This window comes from Chryseobacterium sp. S0630 (genome assembly GCF_024158915.1).
Classification (GTDB): Bacteria; Bacteroidota; Bacteroidia; order Flavobacteriales; family Weeksellaceae; genus Chryseobacterium.
Genome location: NZ_JAMZGF010000001.1, coordinates 1 through 15913, shown reverse-complemented (window position 1 = coordinate 15913; position 15913 = coordinate 1). Strand labels below are relative to the sequence as shown.

At 36.5% G+C, this 15913-nt stretch carries 18 protein-coding genes; 10 read left to right on the top strand and 8 right to left on the bottom strand.

Features of this window, described 5'->3' with window-relative positions; translation table 11 throughout:
- Nucleotides 1-2: 2 nt before the first annotated feature.
- From NK356_RS00090 to NK356_RS00070, 5 genes are all read left to right on the top strand, one after another.
- Entirely contained in the window at nucleotides 3-1310 is a 1308-nt protein-coding gene (locus NK356_RS00090; RefSeq protein ID WP_253315877.1) for a hypothetical protein, read from the top strand.
- A 154-nt stretch (nucleotides 1311-1464) separates the two neighbouring features.
- A complete protein-coding gene (locus NK356_RS00085; RefSeq protein ID WP_034691988.1) occupies nucleotides 1465-1707 on the top strand; it encodes a hypothetical protein in 243 nt (80 codons plus the stop codon).
- Between the two features lie 152 nt (nucleotides 1708-1859).
- Nucleotides 1860-2453, top strand: a complete 594-nt coding sequence (locus NK356_RS00080) for a porin family protein (protein WP_253315876.1) — start codon at nucleotides 1860-1862, stop codon at nucleotides 2451-2453.
- 78 nt (nucleotides 2454-2531) lie between these two features.
- The gene (locus NK356_RS00075; protein ID WP_034691991.1) at nucleotides 2532-3602 is read left to right on the top strand and encodes a sensor histidine kinase; all 1071 of its coding nucleotides are present in this window, start codon (nucleotides 2532-2534) and stop codon (nucleotides 3600-3602) included.
- On the top strand, nucleotides 3583-4317 hold the full coding sequence (locus NK356_RS00070) for a LytTR family DNA-binding domain-containing protein (protein WP_253315875.1): 735 nt from the start codon (nucleotides 3583-3585) through the stop codon (nucleotides 4315-4317). The genes NK356_RS00075 and NK356_RS00070 overlap by 20 nt, the downstream gene beginning before the upstream one ends.
- Before the next feature lie 97 nt (nucleotides 4318-4414).
- On the opposite strand, the gene NK356_RS00065 is transcribed toward NK356_RS00070, so the two are convergent.
- The 5 genes from NK356_RS00065 to NK356_RS00045 form a co-directional block, all read right to left on the bottom strand.
- Nucleotides 4415-5323, bottom strand: a complete 909-nt coding sequence (locus NK356_RS00065; protein ID WP_034691993.1) for a DUF6268 family outer membrane beta-barrel protein — start codon at nucleotides 5321-5323, stop codon at nucleotides 4415-4417.
- Nucleotides 5324-5408: 85 nt separating this feature from the next.
- A complete protein-coding gene (locus NK356_RS00060) occupies nucleotides 5409-6644 on the bottom strand; it encodes a multidrug effflux MFS transporter (protein WP_156106360.1) in 1236 nt (411 codons plus the stop codon).
- 169 nt (nucleotides 6645-6813) lie between these two features.
- Nucleotides 6814-7632 (bottom strand): helix-turn-helix domain-containing protein, encoded by an 819-nt coding sequence (locus tag NK356_RS00055; protein ID WP_034691996.1) that lies wholly within the window; start codon nucleotides 7630-7632, stop codon nucleotides 6814-6816.
- A 92-nt stretch (nucleotides 7633-7724) separates the two neighbouring features.
- Nucleotides 7725-8777 carry a thiamine-phosphate kinase gene (gene thiL / locus NK356_RS00050; protein WP_253315874.1) on the bottom strand — a complete coding sequence of 351 codons (1053 nt, stop codon included), beginning with the start codon at nucleotides 8775-8777 and terminating at the stop codon, nucleotides 7725-7727.
- A 95-nt stretch (nucleotides 8778-8872) separates the two neighbouring features.
- Nucleotides 8873-9367 carry a thioesterase family protein gene (locus NK356_RS00045; RefSeq protein ID WP_034692066.1) on the bottom strand — a complete coding sequence of 165 codons (495 nt, stop codon included), beginning with the start codon at nucleotides 9365-9367 and terminating at the stop codon, nucleotides 8873-8875.
- A 114-nt stretch (nucleotides 9368-9481) separates the two neighbouring features.
- Between NK356_RS00045 and NK356_RS00040 the strand changes: the two genes are divergently transcribed.
- Genes NK356_RS00040 through NK356_RS00020 form a run of 5 tightly spaced genes read left to right on the top strand, consistent with a single transcriptional unit; the run spans nucleotide 9482 to nucleotide 14001 of the window.
- The gene (locus NK356_RS00040; protein WP_253315873.1) at nucleotides 9482-10684 is read left to right on the top strand and encodes an NAD(P)/FAD-dependent oxidoreductase; all 1203 of its coding nucleotides are present in this window, start codon (nucleotides 9482-9484) and stop codon (nucleotides 10682-10684) included.
- Nucleotides 10685-10715: 31 nt separating this feature from the next.
- Nucleotides 10716-12017, top strand: coding sequence for an alpha/beta fold hydrolase (locus tag NK356_RS00035; protein WP_253315872.1), 1302 nt, complete (start codon nucleotides 10716-10718; stop codon nucleotides 12015-12017).
- 22 nt (nucleotides 12018-12039) lie between these two features.
- Nucleotides 12040-12444 carry an energy transducer TonB gene (locus tag NK356_RS00030; RefSeq protein ID WP_253315871.1) on the top strand — a complete coding sequence of 135 codons (405 nt, stop codon included), beginning with the start codon at nucleotides 12040-12042 and terminating at the stop codon, nucleotides 12442-12444.
- Nucleotide 12445: 1 nt separating this feature from the next.
- Nucleotides 12446-13084, top strand: coding sequence for a DUF2306 domain-containing protein (locus NK356_RS00025; RefSeq protein WP_253315870.1), 639 nt, complete (start codon nucleotides 12446-12448; stop codon nucleotides 13082-13084).
- Nucleotides 13081-14001: a YARHG domain-containing protein gene (locus NK356_RS00020; protein ID WP_253315869.1), complete on the top strand. Its 921-nt coding sequence runs from the start codon at nucleotides 13081-13083 to the stop codon at nucleotides 13999-14001. The genes NK356_RS00025 and NK356_RS00020 overlap by 4 nt, the downstream gene beginning before the upstream one ends.
- 45 nt (nucleotides 14002-14046) lie before the next feature.
- Here the strand turns inward: NK356_RS00020 and NK356_RS00015 are convergent, their stop codons facing one another.
- From NK356_RS00015 to NK356_RS00005, 3 genes are all read right to left on the bottom strand, one after another.
- Nucleotides 14047-14448, bottom strand: a complete 402-nt coding sequence (locus tag NK356_RS00015) for a DUF2809 domain-containing protein (RefSeq protein ID WP_253315868.1) — start codon at nucleotides 14446-14448, stop codon at nucleotides 14047-14049.
- A gap of 72 nt (nucleotides 14449-14520) precedes the next feature.
- On the bottom strand, nucleotides 14521-15177 hold the full coding sequence (locus NK356_RS00010) for a thioredoxin family protein (protein WP_253315867.1): 657 nt from the start codon (nucleotides 15175-15177) through the stop codon (nucleotides 14521-14523).
- Between the two features lie 11 nt (nucleotides 15178-15188).
- Nucleotides 15189-15650: a TlpA disulfide reductase family protein gene (locus tag NK356_RS00005; protein ID WP_253315866.1), complete on the bottom strand. Its 462-nt coding sequence runs from the start codon at nucleotides 15648-15650 to the stop codon at nucleotides 15189-15191.
- Nucleotides 15651-15913 lie beyond the last annotated feature (263 nt).

Sequence of the window (15913 nt, the reverse complement as noted above, 5' to 3'; positions counted from 1 at the left end):
ATATGAAAATGAAAACCAACCATTTCAAAATCAACAGAAATTTTTACTTTTCCTTTCTTTTTTCTTTTTTCTGTTTGTTTCTTTTAACGTCTTGTTCTCAGGATGATCCGGCGGATGCTCCTGTTGAAAAACCTTCAGAGTCTGCTCAAATGAAGACTTTAGGAAATCTGACTTTACAGAAGAATGTTATTATTCTGAATGATGAATCAGTAAATGCCATTTCTACTCATAATGAAGGAGAAATTACATTTAGCCGTATGACTCCACAAACTGACAGTATTTCTATAGGAACTGTTATTGTAGGGACTAAGATAGAAGGTGATCAGGTGAGCACTATTCTTTCGAAAGTAAGTTCTGTTTCAAAATTGAATAATCAATTTAAAGTACAGACTTCCAGTGCAAAACTTGAAGAGTTCATCTACAGCGGAACACTAAGCGGAGTGTATGATCCATCAGGGAAAGCTCCTGTTAATATTGATGGAAAAATGGTTAATTACATTCCTGTAGAAGGAATGGTTTCTGAGCAGATCAATCAAAGAATACATTCTATAGAAGCTAAAAACCTTCAGAATCAGAAATTAATTACTTTCAACCGTTATAATTTTAATAAAACTTATTCATTTCCTCTAACTTCAGCAGGAACATCCAGTGTGAATGTACAAGGAGGATTTACACCAAAGATTGATTATAATATCACATTCTCATGGGGACATTTATCCAACTTCTATGTCAACCTCATCATGGATGATATCAAACTTCAGAGTACGGCAACTATTGTAGGAAGCCTGGGCTATACAGCAAGTACTACAGATTACCTGAATATTCCTATCGTTCCTATCGTTTTGGGACCTACAGGACTGATCTTAAGTCCTACTCTTTCTGCGGGACCTTTTCTGGGCGTACAGGCTACAGGAAAAGTACAGGCAAAGCTTTTGGATCTTGAAGGAAATGCTAACTTTTTAGTAAGCAAAACTCCGGAGATTAACATTAATCTTCAAAAGAAATCAGAACCTGCCATCACTCTTGCAGAGGGAAATTTATCTGCTGAAGGTGGTTTAGAAGCAAAAGGAGCTGTAGGATTAATGTTTCTTACTATTCCAATTGCTAATTCAGGATTAAAAGGAAGAGCTTCTGCCCTTTCATCTTTAGGATTAACATTGGTTCCTCAAAGAAAAGGTGTGATTACTGTAAAAGGTAAAATCCAGGCGGATATGTTCTATGGTTTTGGAATCGCTCCTTTACGATATGAAGGAACCATTCCTCTTTTCCAAAAAGAACGTACACTGTATCAGAAGGAATTCAGTTTCTAAGACATCTTTTTCTATTGATCATAAAAAGCCACTTTCACAGTGGCTTTTTTATATAAAATCTTCCCATAAAATTCATTTACAATACATTAAGACAATTTTATTATATTTACGAGGACGTACAATTTTAAACGATAACATTTAATACCAAATTATCATGAAAACAATGAAAAAACTTTTGAGAAAAGACTTATCTGAAATTTTAGGAAGCGGAAATGGAGGCTGTCATATGGGAGGAAACTCTTACAATTGTCAGGACGACTGCCAATGTGCCTGGGGATATGCCTGTGAAATGTATGAAGACGGAAATCCGGGGCAATGCATCGCTGTAGGAGGCGGTGGAAATCCGGGCGGTGGCGGATGTGTTCCTCCTTCCATCTGTGAAGAACAACCTTTTTAGTAATAGAAACCCGGAAGTAGTGATACTTCCGGGTTTTATTTTTCATCCTAAAACAGATCCTTGTCAAAGTGTTTCTGCCATTCATCAAATAAAATTTCATTCCACGCTTTATCGTTGTTGTTTTGCATTAGATTTTTAACAATAATTAATTTATGAAGCAGCAATTTTTCGCGCCAAGTGCATTGTTATTATGTATTTTTTGCGGTATAGAAACTAAAGCACAACAGACTCCGGCTTTTCACATTGGGGTAAAGGGAGGGGCAAACTTTACAAAAACCTCCACGGAATCTTCACTGGAAGGAAAATATGGATTCGGGTATCAGGCAGGAGTAATGACAAGAATGGATATCGGAAAACTGTATGTACAGGGAGAAGCACTGTTCAACAAAAAGAAAACATCATTCGAGTCCCAAGACGGAAGCTCTTCAAAACTTTCCTGGAACGCTATTGATATTCCTGTAGTGGTAGGATATAAACTGATTAAAGCCGATGATTTTAATGTAAGGATATTTGCAGGTGGGGTTTACAGTTATGCTTTCAACGATAAAGTGTCTACTTCTCAGGCTCTCCAGGAAGGTTTTAAAAAGTTTGACAAATCCAATATTGGCATTACAGGAGGCGTAGGATTAGATTATAAAAACTTTACAGTAGATTTGAGATATGAGACTGGTCTTACGAGCATTAGTAAAGAATTTAAGTCCAAACCCCACAGTTTTTCCCTTGGAATAGGTTATTTCCTGTTCTAAAAAACTTAAATTATCTTTACCATTAGAAACTGTTTTCCCTGCAGTTTCTAATTTTTTTATCAACCTATTTCCAGTTCCATGACAAAATCTTTTGTTTTAAAAGAATACATATTTACTTTTATTTTCTGGTTTGTTCTCGCTATTGTACTCTGGTGTAATTTTCAGATTACAACAGAGAAGTATCTCGCTATGATTCAAACCATTATCATTACAGCTTCTTCTTTTACCTTCACTCATTTTTTGACCAATAAGCTTCTTCCGAAAGCTTTACGGGAAAAAAAGATGAAACGTTTTCTGATACAGGTTGTCATGGTTATTTTCATATTGAGTCTCATCTTCGCTGTTATTTTTACTTATCTTGAGGTTGCTCCAAAGGATCAGCTTCCCAAAAGCTTTTCCGGCCAGCTCCCTTTTTTGTGGAAAGGTTTTTACATGTCTTTACCAGCCTCTTTTCTTATCAATGGAGCAGCATGCGGCATCAAATTTTATAAAGAACATGGAAGAATAGAGCGGGATCATATTCTCCTTCAGCAGGCTCATCTGGAAAACCAGCTCAAACTTTTACAGGATCAGATTAACCCTCATGTGGTATTTAATATCCTGAATCATATTCATATTCTGATGAAAACGGATACCCAGCTGGCAGATTTTTTACTGATGAAATTTTCGGATATTCTCAGGTATCAGTTGTATCATTGTAATCAGGCTATGGTTCCTTTGGATAAAGATATCGAGTATCTCCAAAACCTTGTTGAGGTAGAAAAACTGAGATGGGGAAATGAACTGGACGTAAAAGCCAGTTGGGAAATTGATAATAAGAAAGCTTCTATTGCTCCTTTGCTTCTCGTTCCTTTTATAGAAAATGCTTTTAAATATGTCTGCAGGCTTCCCGGACATAATGGCTATGTAAAAATCTCCTGTAAAGAAAAAGACAATCATCTCTATTTTTATGTTGAAAATTCTTATTCGGATATGGTTACTTATAAAAAGAAAGACGGAGCAGGTGGAATTGGCCTTCAAAATGTAAAAAAACGGTTAAAATTACAATATCCGGATTCCCACGATTTAAAAATTGAAACAGATCATCATATCTTTAGAATAACTTTAACGCTAACACTTTCTGACCCTCATGAGCAATACTCTTCCTAAAATGAAATGCCTGATTATCGATGATGAGCCTCTGGCAAGATTCCATCTTAAAGAACTGGCAGACCAGATTGACTTTTTATCGGTGGAAGGAACATGCGCTACCGCTCTGGAAGCCAATACCAAAGTAAAGGAGAGTGAAATAGACCTTCTTTTTCTCGATATCAATATGCCTTATCTCACAGGATTGGAATTTTTGGAACAGCTTGAAAATCCTCCTTTATGCATTCTTACCACAGCTTATTCAGAATATGCTTTGGAAGGATTCCGTCTGCAGGTTGTGGATTACCTTTTAAAGCCCATTGCTTTTAACCGTTTTTATCAGGCAGTTAATAAGGCACAGCAGCAGTATATCATTGGGGAAAAATTAAAAAACAATACTACTCTGGATGATCCTTTTCTCTATGTAAGGCAGTCTGATACTTTTATTAAAATTTCATGGGTAGATATTCTGTACATTGAAAGTATGCAAAACTACACCAAGCTTCATTTTAAAGATAAATCACTGATCATCCATCAGACTATGAAAGCGATTGAAGAATCTCTTCCTTCTGATCATTTTTTCAGGATTCATAAATCTTACCTCATCAATATTACCCATATTGACATGATTTCCGGAGGACGTCTTTTCATTAATAAAATTGAGCTTCCCATATCCCGTACCCGAAAGGAAGAACTGCTTCATCAGGTGGTGTATAAGAAACTGATCAGCAAATAGCTGGAAGAGAGAAGCCGGAAGCTGGGTGGTATTAAGTTCAATGAACAATTGAGTGCATTCTATTCAATGTTTTTCTCTGCTTCCGGTTTTTCATTTTTTATGGGAGATTCCAGCGTAGTGATACTGCTGCGTAGAATGTGCTTGAAAATCTTGGATCTGCGATCTTCTTGTCTCTGAAAATACTGCTGATTTTGCGGTCATTTTCGCTGAAGCTCCTCAATATGGCAGTTCCTCCCGTAAGACGCAAAGTAAGCCTGTCATTAATTTTTAATTCCGGTCTGAGCCCTGCAGTGATCTGCTGATACCCTAGCAACATTGATTTTCCGTTTATATTTCTCTCTGCAGTCATTCCGTTCAGTTCTACAACAGCCTTTAAAGTAAATTTATCTGAGAAAAGATATCCGGCTTCCATCCCTTCCGGGAAATTGATCTTAAACTTAATTTTACCATTCGTTTTCCAATCGAAATAAATCCAGGGTAAAATCATGGGAACACCAAAAGCCGTCGTAAGCACCGGACCTCCACCTAAAGAAATATTAGAATTAAAATGTCTGATAAATAAAAGTCCACCCTGGCCCAGCACATCATCGAAATCTATTTTTTCAAGGTCTGTATACACTCCAACGGATGCCATCATCATCATACTCCATTTTTTGCCTAAAGGTCTCATATGCTGTATTCCGACCTGCGCATTCAGCATCTGATCCGGAAACAACGGAGTTTCGTAATTTTTATGGGTCATCTTTGCATAAGAGCCACTCAATAGCATAGACCACGACCTTACCTTCCCGTCAGTATCTTTCTTCACGGATAACGGAATACTGAGATTCAGGTCTACTCTTTTAAAATCACTTTTAGAATTGGTCTTTGTACTGTCTTCAGGTCTGATGTAATTGGAAGCAGGAATATACTCTGTTTTAAGTTCTGCAGAGAGCCCGGACTGTGCGTTCACCCAATATCCTAATGGCAATATACAGCATAAAGCTGTCGAAAGGGTTCTTTTCATATTTTAAATTTTATGCAAAGAGAACCCTTTGACTATTTTTCACAAAAAATACTTGATTAAGTGCCCGGATTGTATGACAACCGGATTAAATAACAGGATCAATTTCCGGATCAGAACTGGTGTTTAAGCTTTCTCTTTTTTGAGTTTTAAAAATCCGGTATCCGAACCACACTGCAATCAATGCCATTGCAGAACGTGTTACAACCATAGGAATAATAGAGTCTGCTTCTAAGAAACCTATCAATCCTGATATTAAGAAGGTTACCATCAACTGCATAAAGCCCAGCAGTGCCGCTGCAGTTCCTCTTCCTTCTTTAAATGGAGACAAAGCATGAGCCGATGTAATAGGAAACAAAATTCCGATAGCCAGTAATGACAGATACAACATGGCAATTTCCAATGCTACAGACAGATTTTCAGCTGCAATCAGAATATGAAGGGTACATACCACCAACAGAACAATTGTAGCGGCAAATAAAAGGGTGGAATTGCTTATTCTTTTGATCAGTTTAGGCGTAATATAAGCGGCTGTTATCAACGCCAATGAGTTAAAAGCAAATATAAAACTAAAGGTACTGCTCGAAAACCCATGGATCTCCATGAATAAAAATGGTGCATTGGAGATATAAATAATCAAAGAAGCAAAGGCAATACTTCCTACCATGGTACTGTTGATAAAATCTTTGTTGGAAATGATCATTTTCAATTGGTCTTTCAATCCCTTTTCATTCAACATTTCATCATCGGAAAGATGGATTCTGGTATTGGTTTCAGGTACATATTTGTAGACCATGAAAAAGGTAATCAGTCCCATGATGCATAAAAAGGCAAAAGAACTGTTCCAGCCCCAGAATTTAAGGAATACACTTCCCAGTAGCGGAGCTACAATCGGAGCAATCCCGCTGATCTGTGATTGTTGTGAAAAGATGGTAACGGCTTTATGTTTATCATAGAGATCAATAATGATTGCTCTTCCGATAACAATTCCGGCACTTCCTCCAAACGCTTGTAGAAAACGCATTGCCCATAATACATAAATATCAGATGTAAAATAGATGGCCGTAGCTCCTATAATAAAAAGCAAAAGTCCGCAGTACAACATGGGTTTTCTTCCTTTTTTATCTGATAAAGGTCCCCATAACAGCTGCCCGAAAGCAAATCCTGCAAAAAACACAGAAATGGATACCTGAATGTGTCCGATATCGGTATTAAAAATCTTCGCCATACTTGGGAAAGCGGGAAGATAAAGATCTATACTTAGCGACTCTAATGTGTTGAGTAGTGCGAGAATAAACACTACAATGCTCAAATTCTTCTTCATAAATAACAATAAGCCTTCGCAGGCGATTTTTTCAACTGCAAAATTGCTGTAAAAAGTATCGTTTTTCAATAAAAGAACTGAAGGAAGGATAGCACAAACTGAGGATTACTCAATCTGATTATATCCGAATTATTTATTTAAAATGAAAAACAAAGGAACATTCTGAGGATTAGTCTTTTCCAGGTCTGAATCCATCAGGATTCTGCCGGGTATGCTTTTTAAAAAACCGGGAAAAGTAGGAAGCATCGCTAAAACCCAGTTTAAAAGCAATCTCTTTTACTGTTAAAGCACCAAAACTGAGCTCTCTTTTGGCTTCCAGAATAAGTCTCTGGGCAATCATTTTTTTCACTGTTGTTCCTCTGGAAAGACGGACAATGTCATTGAGGTGATGGGCACTTATTTTGAGCTGTTCAGCATAGAAATCTGTGTTTTTCTCTGTGATATAATGCTCTTCTATCAACGCTGCGAGTTGCTGAATTCTCGGTTTGTCATCTTCTGCAGTATTCTGCATTGTGATCTGATCTGTAATAATGAGACAGAAAGCTCTCAGATAAGCTTTTAAAATTTCAACACGTCCGGATCCAAGATATTCTCTTTTAATCATTGAAATAAGCATATTTCCGGTTTCACTGCTTTCTGCATCCAAAAAGAAAGGTCTTGCTCCGTTAGCCAGAACCACTTCCGTATCACAGGCTTCTTTGAAAATTTCTTTACTGATGGCCAGTACATAGCCTTTTTCATTGCGGAGTTTCATATTAAAAACCTGGCCGGGAACGATAATACAGAGCTGGTTGTTTTTTACGGTATAGCTCTCAAAATCCAGCTCAAGACGACTGTCTGTATGCACTTCTTTGAACCAGATGATTTCAAAAAAATTATGCCGGTGAATATCCTCGAAGTTCTCCGGATGTCCATTTTCTAAAGTGTTGACCTGAAATTCTTCAGACACCAGATTATGAACGGGAATATTTTTTTCAGATGAATTCATTGCTAATGTATTTGATCAGAGAAAGCGAAAACCGCAGTAAAAAATACTACGGTTTTCTTACAATATTTAAAATTAAATATAATTTTTCTATTTTATTGACTTAAAAAAGCATCCCATCCCTGAGCAGTAAGTGCTACCAATTGGTTAGATCCTCTGGCTACCATAAAGTTTCCTTCTTCTTTTTCTACAGCATGCCCGATAATAGTAAAGTCAGGGTGGTTTTTAATTTTATCAAAATCTTCTGATGAAATGGTGAATAAAAGTTCATAATCTTCACCACCGCTTAAAGCCGTCATTACAGGATTTAAGTTCATTTCATCTGCTGTAGAGATCGTAAGATTGTCTAACGGAACTTTTTCCTCATACAGTCTGAACCCTACATTGGATTGATCCGAAAGGTGAAGGATTTCAGAAGCCAGACCATCTGAAATATCAATCATAGACGTTGGTTTAATATCCAGTTCTTCCAGAATCTTTTTAACGTCTGTTCTTGCTTCAGGCTTTAGCTGTCTTTCAAGGATATAATCGTAACCTTCCATTTCCGGTTGCATATTAGGATCAGCAAGATAAACCGCATGTTCTCTTTCCAGAATCTGTAATCCCATATAGGCACCTCCTAAATCTCCTGTTACAACAAGAAGATCATTTGGTTTTGCACCGCTTCTTTTTACGATGTTTTCTTCATTTTCAATTCCTACAGCGGTAATGCTCATCACCAGACCTGAATTGGAACTTGTTGTATCTCCTCCGATAAGGTCAACCTTATATCTTCCACATGCTGCCTGAATTCCGGAATAGATCTCTTCCAATGCTTCCACAGGAAAACGGTTAGACACTGCAAGGGAAACCAATATCTGTGTAGGTGTTGCATTCATCGCAGCAATATCACTTAGGTTTACCACCACCGCTTTATAACCTAAATGTTTTAAAGGAACGTACCCTAAATTAAAGTGCACACCTTCCGCCAATACATCTGTTGTAAGAACTACTTTTTTGTTGTCAGGATTAATTACTGCCGCATCATCTCCTACTCCAAGCTCTGAAGATTCGTTGGATAAAGGAAAATGCTCTGTCAGATGTTTAATAAGACCGAATTCTCCTAATTTTGAAATGGGCGTCAGCTCCTGTGATTTATCTTCAAACATGATTTTTTGTATTAATGTCTAATGTAAAAAGTATGAATGATATAAAAATTGCTTCTCAAACTTTAAACATTAAACCTTGAATTTTAAACTTTGAATTATTGAGTAAGTTCTGCCGGGTCAATATTGTGTGGGTGGAAAGGAAACTTTTTGAAGTCTTCTTTGGATAATACAACAGTGTCCGGGGTTTTATACTTATTCATTGCTTCCACTACATCATCCGGTGGCGTGGTCATTTTTCTAAGCATCATATCAATCCATACGCCTGTAGCTTCTGCAGTAGCACAGTGCATTCCGTCCGGAGTATAGAACTTGTGTACGAAACGGTAGATGGAAGAATCTTCTGCACATCCGTCTATTTCTACACTTACGATGACGATCTGATCTGCATAGATTTCTTTGAAAAAAGAATATCTTTCATGCAGGATTACCGGACCTATTCCCCATCTGCTCAGCTGGGTAACGCCCATTTTCTCTTTAGTCATAAAAGCCATTCTGGCCTGTGCACAATACTGTACATACGATGAATTGGCCAGGTGCTTATTAGCATCAAGATCGCTCCATCTTACTTCAAATTTATGGTAGAAAATCATATGAAAATCGTTTTTGATATAATTAAAATTATAATCTTCAAAAATACTCAAATAAGATGGTTTATAAAAATTGTACTTTTGAAAAAATAATCTTCCGCATAGGATTACATATACATGAAACAGATCATTATTATCGGAGGCGGTGCTGCAGGCTTTTTCTGTGCATCTAATCTTGACGAAAAGAAATATACAATTACGATTTTAGAACAGAACTCAGATGTCCTTCAGAAGGTTAAAATTTCCGGAGGCGGACGCTGTAATGTGACTCACGCATGCTTTGATCCCAGAGAATTGGTTCAGTTTTATCCCCGTGGAAATAAAGAATTATTAAGTGTCTTTACTAAATTTCAACCTGGTGATACGATGGAATGGTTCGATCAACGAAACGTTCCTTTGAAAATTGAAAATGATAACAGAACTTTCCCTGAAAGTAACTCTTCTCAGACTATCATCAATACTTTTCTGAACGAAACTCAAAAGAAAAACGTCAAAGTTCAGACAAAATGTACGGTAAAAGAGATTGAAAAACAGGACGAAAAATATATTGTAAAGACCAATTCAGGGGATTTTGAAGCAGATTATATCGTTTATACGACCGGAAGTTCTCCAAAATCATTAAAAATTGTAGAAAATCTGGGTCATAAGATTGTGGATCTTGTTCCTTCGCTTTTCACCTTCAATATTAAAGATGAATTGCTGAAAGATCTTCCGGGAACAAGCTTTGAAAATGCCGGAATTTCAATTCCAAAACTGAAAACGGAAGAAAGCGGACCCTTACTAATTACCCACTGGGGACTTTCCGGACCTGCTGTATTGAAAATTTCAGCATGGGAAGCCATAAGTCTGGCAAAACTTAAATACAACTTTGAAATTGAAGTGAATTTCGTTTCCATAGAAATGGATGAAGCGGAAGAAATGTTCCATAATTTCAAGCAAAGCAACCCTAAAAAAACCATCGGACAGTCAAAGATCTTCGATATTACCAACAGATTCTGGCAGAAAATTTTAGAGAGCTCAAAAGTTGATCTTAATAAACAGGTGGCCAATATTTCCGGAAAAGAGATGCAAAAAATATTGGAAAATCTTTGCCAGAAAAAATTTCAGGTAACCGGAAAATCGACATTCAAAGATGAGTTCGTAACGGCCGGAGGCATTGATTTAAAGGAAATTAACTTTAAAAACATGTCTTCAAAATTACTTCCTAATTTCTATATTGCGGGAGAAGTTTTGAATATCGATGCCGTGACCGGAGGATTCAACTTCCAGGCATGCTGGAGTGAAGGATGGCTTATTGCACAGGATCTCAACAACTTGTAAAAAAATATTACTTTTAATAAAAACTAAATACATGAAAAAAAAATTCGGTTTCTTTTTTCTACTCTGCTTCTTTTTAGGATACAGTCAGGAAAAAACGATTGTCTCTGACTGGACATCATTCACTCAAGCTGTGAATATAGAGCATAAACAGAATTGGAACTTCCGTATAACGGTAAAAATCAGAAAAGACAATGAGGACAATGGTTCCAATTGTGGGCTATGGTGCAGAATAAATAATAAAGATGAGTCTACGAGTTTCTTTGAAAATCAATATTATGGAATCCAGGTAACCCATGAATGGAAAACCTACGAAATAAAAGGAACCATCAATCCATCTGCAAAGGCCATGAATATCGGAGCTTTTGCACAAAATAACGGGGATTTTTATTTTGATGATTTTAAGTTGGAAGTCAATGATGGAAAGTCAAAAAAATGGACTGAAGTTCCGCTGGAAAATTCAGGTTTTGAAAAAGAGATTGCCTCTTCAAAGGGTTGGTTTGAAGGAATCCATTCTCAAAAAATAAAGCACGTAAAAAATTTTACCATTGAAACTTCGGATTACCAACCATTCAGTGGCAGCAAATCTTTGTTGATCAAAGGTCGTGGTATTATCGGAACAATGCCGGAAGGAAAATTTATGGATGTTAATGGCATCAAATTATATTATGAAACCTATGGAGAGGGAGAACCTGTACTTATGCTTCATGGCAATGGCCAGTCTATCAGTGCCTTTATGAACCAGAAGGACACCTTTGCTAAAAAATATAAAGTGATCATTGTCGATTGCCGCGAAAGAGGGAGATCTACTTATGACAAAACGAAAGAACTTACTTTTGATATTCAGACAGAGGATATTAAGCAGTTTTTAGAGAAGCTGAACATTAAAAAAACAAAAATTATTGGTTGGAGTGACGGAGGAATTCTCGCACTGTCTATGGCGATGAAATACCCCGAAATGGTAGACAAAATTGCCTGTTCAGGTGCCAATATTTTTCCGGAAGGAGTGAAAGATCATGATTTAAAATCCATGAAAGAAATGCTCGTAAGCCTTACTAAAGACAATAAAGACCACAAAAACGATATCTTTATTGATCTTCTGAATCTGGATTTGAAGTATCCCCAATGGAAGTATGAAGACCTGAGTAAAATTCAGTGTCCATCATTGATCATTGCTGGTGATAATGATCTTATAAAAACAGAACACACCGTAAAAATCGCAGAATCTATCCCAAAAGGACAATTAGCTATTATCCCCAATGCCAATCATTATGTTCCCGAAGAAAAACCGGAATTATTCAATGAGTTAGTGATTGATTTCTTTGAAAATAAATAACCTGAATACGATAATATTAATCATGAAAAAAATAATAACCTTCGCTTTGTGTCTTGGTTTTGGACTCGCATTTTCACAAACCAACCAGCCAGAAACCACTTATAATCCAGACAATAACACAGAAAAAACAGTTACTACACCTGTTGAATATCCAGGAGGAATGACTGCTCTGATGCAGGATATCAGTCAAGTTTTCGATCTTTCCTGTCTGGAAAAAGCATCTGGAACATCGAAATCATTAACAACTTTTGATGTTAATCCTGACGGAAGTATAAGTTCTATTTCAACAACAGGAAACAACCGTGCTATGAATAAAGAAATGGATCGTGTGATGAATGCTTTAAAAAAAAGATGGAAACCCGCCACTAAAAATGGGCAAGCCATTAAATCAACATATAACGTTCCTATGACTTTTAAAAATTATTAAAATGCTCTCTGCCAAAAGAAATACTGCAGTTTTCTTTAAAATCTTACTAATCATAGGGTTTGGGTATTTCTTTTGGCTGATGCTGAAAATCACCTTAGAATACATTCCTTTTAATCCTGAAGTCAGTTTTCTGATGATTAAACAGACTGAAGTGGTAGAAAGACCGGAATATCTTACGTTTTTCTATACTCATGTTTATACGAGCATTTTTGTGCTTCTTTCGGGTTTTCTTGCTTTGCTCAGAAAGAATTTTGGACTCAAAAATTTCCACAGGAATATGGGAAAAGCGTATATTTTTCTCATTCTGATCTGTGCAGCACCTTCGGGAATTTATATGGGAATATTTGCCAACGGAGGTCTTTTTTCAAAGATTTCTTTTGTTATTTTAGGCTTTTTATGGTGGTTTTCAACGTTGAAAGCCTATCAGCTGGCAAGACAGAAAAGGTTTAAAGAACACAAACAGTGGATGTGGCGGAGTTTTGCTTTTACACTATCTGCTATTACCCTGAGAATGTGGAAGGTAATTATTGTATATTTATTTCATCCCAATCCTATGGAGGTCTATCAGATCATTGCATGGCTGGGCTGGATTCCCAACATCCTTATTATTGAATATTTAATCACAAAAAAACTTATATGAAAATTCTAAATTACACACTCATTTCCCTGCTTACAGTTTCTCTGTTAAGCTGCAAAAAAGAGGGAAAGACTACTGAATCAGGAAAAGATTCTCTGACTGCAAAGAAAGACTCTGTGGTAATCCCCGAGGTTCACAAAGAATATTACGGAATTTACACGGGTGAATTTGCCGGCATGGAAAAGGTAGTTGACCCAACAGACGGCTCAGAATATGATGTCAGTAACTACAAAAGAATTTCTTTAAAGATCAACAGAATTACCAAAGACAGTGTTTACGGACAAAGTATCGTGAATGGTAATCAACGACCATTCAGAGGAGTTTTCAATGCATCAACCGCTTCTTTTGTACTGGATGAACCCGGCAATGACAAAACAGATGGAAGATTTGAAGTAAAATTGAAAGGAGACAGCTTAACCGGAAAGTGGAATGCTTTTGATAAAACAAGCGTTAAAGCTCCTTCAAAAACACTTAAATTGACCAAAAAAGAGTTTGTTTATAACCCTAACTTTATGCTGGATAAGGATTCTGATCTGGTAGACTGGTCAAATCCTAAAGAGTTTACTGAAAAATACACCGATGAAGAAACCGGAAAAACAGAAAGTTATAAAACCTCTAAAAACCGTATCGCTTCAGAAGCCATCTTCAAACTGAATGCATCGAAGCAAAAACTGACGGAAAAAGATCTTAAAAATTTAAGAAAACTAGATCTTGAGATCATCAAAAATTCCGTATTTGCAAGACATGGCTACTCTTTCAAAAAAGAAACCTACAGAAATTTCTTTGAGCAGACAGACTGGTACATCCCGGTTTCCAGCAATGTAGATAATGATCTTTCGCCTATGGAAAAGGAAAATGTGGCTCTTCTGAACCGTTTTACCAAGTATGCTGAGGATAAATATGACAGTTTTGGGAGATAGATAATAGGTGGCAGGTTGCAGGTGGTAGGTGGTAGGGACTAGGGACTAGGGATTAGGGGTTGAGGTTAAGCCATCACTGTTTGTCATTTTTACGATAAGATAGAGAATCAGGCAGCCTACAGCATAGCAAAGATTATCTATCCAGGAGAAAGAATTTCCAATAACAATATACATCAGGCTTCCAGGACGGAAGCCTAGTTTTTCTGCAATATTGAAATACTGTGCAAATTCTACCATCAATGAAAAAATCAGAATTCCCAGAATCAGTTTCTGATCATTTACTTTTAAAAAACTTTTTACAAAGGTATAAAGAAGCATCACCACAATAACGTCTCCAAGATAAGCTCTCACGAAGAAAATATCACTTAGTTTGGTGGCAATCAATACTTCTACAAGAAAAATAAATACGGTAAGAAGCAGATACTTCAGGCTGAACTGGAATTTCATTTCAAATTGAGTTTAAGGCATAAAAAATCGGTATTCTAAGAACACCGATCTTATTTTATACAGGCAAATATATTATTTCTTTACTTTGATTGTACATCCAATGGCTACTGTTTTGGTCATTTTCACCGGTTCCCCTTTGATCAGAGCATTTACGGCATCCTGAGCATAATATTCTGAAACATCATTCGGATTGTCATAATTGTTGTCGATAGCACCAATGTACTTTACAATATTCTTTCCGTTTTCTTTTTTCAGTACAAAAACATGCGGAGTTTTTGTTGCTCCGTACTGCGGATAAATTTTCTGCCCTTCATCTGCCAGATAGGGGAAAGTAAATCCTTTCTGCTTTGCTCTTTCAATCATCTGCTGATAGCCATCTTCCGGCTGTACATTGGGATCATTAGGATTAATGGCAATTACCGGATAGCCCTGAGCCTTATATTTTTTATCCAGCTCAATGATTCTGTCCTCATATTTTTTTGCATAAGGACAGTGATTACAGGTAAATACTACAATGAATCCCTTTGCACTTTTAAAATCACTGAGGGAAACCATTTTCCCATCAATATTTTTAAGCTTAAAATCGGCGGCTTCGTCCCCTACTTCATAGCCTTTTACCGATGAAACGTCCATTTTCTGACTAATATTTCTATCATGATCTTTCGCTGTAAAGCTTAGTAATCCCAGCCCAACGATGCATGCGGTCATTAAAATTTTCAGGTTTTTCATAATTTAATTATTTATTGTAGATTTTCTTTAATTGTTTTTTCCAAATCTTCTTTGCTCATTTCACCGTCATTGAAATGGATTTTTGATCCGTTTTTGTAGAACAACGTTACCGGAATATTTCCGTCCCAGTCTTTTTCAAATCTTGGAATCCAGGTGTTCATTCTTTTGATATCATCTAACAAAAGTACTTCAGCGGTCAGATTTTTATTTTTAATGAACTTCAAGACTCTTTCTTTATCGGCCAACCTGTCCAGTGAAACCAAAATCATCTTATACTTCTGATTATCTGCATATTTTGCATTAATATCCATAAAATAAGGAAGCTCTTTTACACACGGTCTACAGGTTGTAGACCAGAAGTTGACCACAAGCAATTTATCTTTTTCCTGTTGAATTCTCTTTTCCAGATCTTCATATTTCACAACAGAAACATTGGTCTGCTGGGCTTTGAAAAGCGAGCAGAATAGGATCATGGCTAATATTTTTATTAAATTTTTCATTATAAAACGCAAATAACTATAATTCAACAATATACAAAAATAAAATTCACTTCAATCGAAATATCTTTTTTTGGATCGAACAAAAACACATTTTTTCCTGAAATGTATTTCCACTTAAAAAAAATCAGTATGCACGAATACCCGTACATACTGATTATAAATCACTTATATTCCAGTCCTTATAATAATGTATTATAGAACTTTGCAGAACTTATCTCTTACATTCTAATCGTGAG